4 protein-coding genes are annotated in these 5,027 nt (G+C 72.1%); all 4 read left to right on the forward strand.

Annotated features, from left to right (window positions below; all coding sequences use genetic code 11):
• Positions 1–449, forward strand: a 449-nt coding sequence (locus G6024_RS13335; protein WP_182640385.1) for a TrmH family RNA methyltransferase, incomplete at its 5' end; no start/stop codon positions are given.
• Positions 446–2,107 carry an ABC-F family ATP-binding cassette domain-containing protein gene (locus tag G6024_RS13340; RefSeq protein ID WP_159148906.1) on the forward strand — a complete coding sequence of 554 codons (1,662 nt, stop codon included), beginning with the start codon at positions 446–448 and terminating at the stop codon, positions 2,105–2,107. The genes G6024_RS13335 and G6024_RS13340, both read left to right, overlap by 4 nt.
• A gap of 119 nt (positions 2,108–2,226) precedes the next feature.
• Complete coding sequence (pheS, locus tag G6024_RS13345; protein ID WP_067714075.1) at positions 2,227–3,276, forward strand: phenylalanine--tRNA ligase subunit alpha; 1,050 nt, start codon at positions 2,227–2,229, stop codon at positions 3,274–3,276.
• 48 nt (positions 3,277–3,324) lie between these two features.
• On the forward strand, positions 3,325–5,027 hold a 1,703-nt coding region (gene pheT, locus G6024_RS13350; protein WP_159148907.1), incomplete at its 3' end, for a phenylalanine--tRNA ligase subunit beta.

Below are 5,027 nucleotides of genomic sequence, written 5' to 3' on the forward strand. Positions count from 1 at the left end.
TCGGCCAGGCGCTGTCCGAACCCGGCAACGTCGGCACCCTGGTCCGCGTCGCGGACGCGCTCGGGGCCGACGCGGTCTGGCTCACCGAGGGGGCGGCCGACCCGGAGAACCCCAAGGCGGTCCGGGCGTCCGCCGGCAGCCTGTTCCATCTCCCGGTCGTGCGGCGGATCGCCGAGGACCACCTGATCGACCGGGCGCACCGGGCGGGACTGCAGGTGGCGGTCGCCGATGCCCACGGCGAAGTGGACGTCGAGCGGGCGGACGAGGCCCTCGCCGAGCCGACCGCGTGGATCTTCGGCAACGAGGCCCACGGGGTGCCCGAGCACCTCGCCGCGCGCGCGGATCTCCGCGTCCGTATCCCCATCCGTGGAAGGGCCGAGAGCCTGAACATCGTCACCGCCGCCTCCATCTGCCTCCACACGAGCGCCCGGCTGCTGGCGGGATCATGACCGCGACCCTCACCGCCCGCGGATTCGGCGCCACCCGCGGGGCGCGGACCCTGTTCGACGGGCTCGACCTCGTCGTCGAACCCGGAGACGTCTGGGGCCTCACCGGACCTAACGGCGCCGGAAAGTCCACTCTCCTCCACGCGCTGGCCGGCGACCCCGTCGCCGAGATGACGGGACAGCTCACCCTCAGCCCGCCGGACGCCACGGTCGGGCTCCTCCGACAGGAGGTGGAGCGCGACGACGACGAGGTGGTCCGCGACTTCCTGCACCGCGTCACCGGCGTCGCGGACGCGCTCGAGCGGATGAACGCGCTGGCAGGGCAGATGGCGGATTCCGACTCGGCCGCCGACGCCTACGGGGACGCCCTGGAGCGCTGGTTGGCGCTCGGCGGTGGCGACCTCGACGAGCGGATCCCCGTCACCGCAGCCCGGCTGGGGCTGGACGACACGGTCCCGGACCTGCCGATGTCGGCGCTGTCGGGAGGGCAGGCCGCCCGCGTGAACCTCGGCGCCGTGCTGCTCAGCCAGTACGACATCCTGCTGCTGGACGAGCCCACCAACGACCTCGACCTGGCGGGGTTGGCCGTCCTCGAGGATTTCATGCAGGCCGAACGGCGCCCGATGGTGGTGGTCAGCCACGACCGCGAGTTCCTGGCCAGGTGCGTCACCGGCATCGTCGAACTGGACTCGGCCCAGCAGCAGATCGCCGTCTTCGACGGCGGCTACGAGGCATACCTCGCCGAACGGGCGCTGGCACGGCAACGGGCCCGCGACGCCTACGACGAGTACGCGGGCCGGGTCGATCAGCTGAAGGACCGCGTGCAGACACAGAAATCCTGGCTGGACAAGGGCGTGCGCAACACGATGCGCAAGACCGGCGGAAAGGACGCGGAGCGCGACAAGCACATCCGGAACCGGGCGGGCCAGCGCTCCGAGAAGCAGGCCGCCAAGATCTCCCAGTCCGAGCGGGCGATGGAACGCCTCGAGGTGGTCGCCGAACCGCGCAAGGAGTGGGAGCTCCAGATGGAGATCGCGACGGCGCCCCGCTCCGGTTCCGTGGTGGCCGTGCTCGCCGAGGCCGTCGTGCGCCGCGGCGACTTCGTCCTCGGCCCGGTGACCCTGCAGATCGATGCCGGGGACCGGATCCTCATCAGCGGCTCCAACGGCTCGGGCAAGACCACGCTGCTCGCCGCGATCACCGGGGAGCGGGCGGTCGACTCGGGCCGCGCGACCGTCGGGTCGGGGGTCCAGCCCGGGACGGTGGACCAGGCACGGACGGAGTTCGGCGGGCCGGACCCGCTGCTGGACACGTTCTGCGTCGCCGCCGACCCGGCCGGCCTCGACCCCACCGAGGCCCGCACCCTGCTCGCCAAGTTCGGGCTCGGTGGAGAGCACGTCGCCCGCGCCTGCGCGTCACTGTCACCGGGGGAGCGGACCCGTGCCGCGCTGGCCCTCCTGCAGCAGCGCGGGGTGAACCTGCTGGTGCTGGACGAGCCGACCAACCATCTGGACCTGCCGGCGATCGAGCAACTCGAGCAGGCCGTGGACGCGTTCGGCGGCACGGTCCTGCTCATCACCCACGACCGGCGGATGCGGGACGCCTTCCGCGCGACCCGCGAGCTGCTGGTCGACGCCGGGTCGGTGCGGGAACGACACTGACGCGGCTCCCCCCGGCCATCGCCGGGGGGAGCGGGGGCGGAACCGGGGATCGACTAGTCTTGGCCCCGATGCGGGGCGGTCGACGGAAGTCCGCCGTGACGGGGAGGACGAGGGCACCGGTGAGCGAAGACACAGGCGAGGTCCGGATCGACGAGGAGTCGCTGGCGCGGTACTCCGCGGACGCCGAGGCCGCGTTCGCCGCCGCGGCGGATCTCGAGGCGCTGGCCGCCGCCAAGACGGCGCACCTCGGTGACCGCAGCCCCATCGCCCTGGGTCGTCGTACCCTCGGCTCTCTCCCCAAGGAGCAGAAGGCGTCCGCGGGCAAGGCCGTCAACGTGGCACGGACCCGGGTCCAGCAGGCGTATGACTCCCGCCTGGCCGAACTGCAGGCCGAGCGGGACGCCGCCGTCCTCGTGGCCGAGACGCTCGACCTGACGGTCCCGTCGGGGCGCGCGCCGGTGGGCGCGCAGCACCCCATCACCATCATCACCGAGCAGGTCGCGGACGTGTTCGTGGCCATGGGGTGGGAGATCACGGAGGGGCCCGAGGTCGAGGCGGAGCACTACAACTTCGATGCGCTCAACTTCCTTCCCGACCACCCGGCGCGCACCCTCCAGGACACCTTCCACATCGCGCCCGAGGGCAGCCGGCAGGTGCTGCGCACCCACACCTCGCCGGTGCAGATCCGCACCATGCTCGACCGGGAACCGCCCATCTATGTGGCGTGCCCCGGGCGGACGTTCCGCACCGACGAACTCGACGCCACCCACACCCCGGTGTTCCACCAGGTCGAGGGACTGGCCATCGACAAGGGCCTGACCATGGCGCACCTGCGCGGCTCACTCGACGCGTTCGCCCGCGCGCTGTTCGGCCCGGAGACCCGCACCCGCATGCGGCCCAACTACTTCCCGTTCACCGAGCCCTCCGCAGAGGTCGACGTGTGGTTCCCGCGCAAGAAGGGCGGCGCCGGCTGGGTCGAGTGGGGCGGCTGCGGCATGGTGCACCCCAACGTGCTCATCGCCTGCGGGATCGACCCCGAGGAGTACTCGGGATTCGCGTTCGGCATGGGCCTGGAGCGCACCCTGCAGTTCCGCAACGGACTGTCCGACATGCGGGACATGGTCGAGGGCGACGTGCGGTTCTCGCTGCCCTTCGGCGTCCGGTACTAAACCCGCGGTACCGATCCACCCCCACCCCAGAAGACGAAGGACCCCACAGTGCGAATTGCGCAGTCCTGGCTGACCGAGATCCTGCAGCGGGCCAACGACGGCTGGTCCGTCAGCCCGGCCGAGCTCGACGCCGGTTTCGTGCGCGTCGGCCTCGAGGTGGAGGGTGAACCGGAGCAGTTGCCCGAGATCGACGGCCCGCTCACCATCGGCCGTGTCAGCACCATCGAGGAGCTGGAGGGCTTCAAGAAGCCCATCCGCTTCTGTCTGGTCGACGTGGGCGGTGACGAGCCGCAGCAGATCGTGTGCGGCGCCCGCAACTTCGCGGAAGGCGACCTGGTCGTCGTCGCCCTACCGGGCACCGTCCTGCCGGGCGGGTTCGAGATCGGCAAGCGCAAGACCTACGGCAAGCCGAGTGAGGGCATGATCTGTTCGGCCTCCGAGCTGGGGATCGGCTCCGACCACAGCGGGATCATCGTCCTCGCCGAGGGCACCGCCGAGCCCGGGGTCCCCGCCGGCCCGGTGTTGGCCGCGGGTGCCGGCGAGCGGGACACCGTGATCGAACTCAACGTGACGCCGGACCGTGGCTACTGCCTGTCGGCCCGTGGTCTGGCCCGCGAGCTGGCGTGCGGGTTCGACCTGGATTTCGCCGACCCGGCGGTCGAGCTCGGGCTGCCGTCGGAGAAGGAGGCCTGGCCGCTCGAGGTGACCGCCGAGTCCGGTGCCCAGCGGTTCGCCCTGCGCCGGGTCACCGGAGTCGACCCGTCCGCGCGGACCCCGTGGTGGATGGCGCGCCGCCTGCTGCTCTCGGGCGTGCGGCCGATCTCCCCGGCCGTCGACGTCACCAACTACGTCATGCTCGAGCTGGGTCATCCCATGCACGCGTTCGACGCGGGGCGCCTGCAGGGCGGGCTCGTCGTCCGTCGGGCTCGCGCGGGGGAGGCCCTCACGACCCTCGACGACGTCGAGCGCACGCTCGATCCCGAGGACGTCGTCATCTGCGACGACCGCGGCCCGATCTCGTTGGCGGGCGTCATGGGCGGTGCGAGCACGGAGGTCTCCGACGACACGACCGACGTCCTGCTCGAGGCCGCCGTGTGGGACACCCTCGCGGTGTTCCGGACCATCCGCCGCCACAAGCTCCCCAGCGAGGCGGGCAAGCGTTACGAGCGTGGGGTCGACGCCGCCGCGTCGATCGCGGCGTTGGACCGCGCGGCCACCCTGCTCGCCGAGATCACGGGTGGCTCCGTGGAGGCCTCTCTCACGGACGTCGGCTCGGCGCCCGTGATGCCGACGATCGCGTTCGATCCCGAGCGCCCCTCGCGGGTGGCGGGGGTCGGGTATCCGGCGGGGACCACGCGCCGCCGTCTGGAGCAGATCGGGTGCACCGTCGCCGGCGATGACGCGGTGTTGCTGGAGGTGACCGCCCCGGCATGGCGCCCCGACCTGACCCTGCCCGCGGATCTGGTCGAGGAGGTGCTTCGCCTGGAGGGACTGGAGAACATCCCGTCGGTGCTGCCCACCGCGCCCGCCGGTCGCGGACTCACCGCGTTCCAGCGCGGCCGCCGTGCCGTGGGGCACGCCCTGGCGGCGGCCGGGCACGTCGAGGTGCTCACGTCGCCGTTCTGTGACCCGTCGGTGTTCGACGCCATGGGACTGGACGACGACGACGAGCGCCGCAGCACCATGGCCGTGGTCAATCCCCTCGAGAGCGACAAGGCTCATCTGGCCACCACGCTGCTGCCCTCGCTGGC

This window comes from Dietzia maris (assembly GCF_014144855.1).
Lineage (GTDB): Bacteria > Actinomycetota > Actinomycetes > Mycobacteriales > Mycobacteriaceae > Dietzia > Dietzia kunjamensis.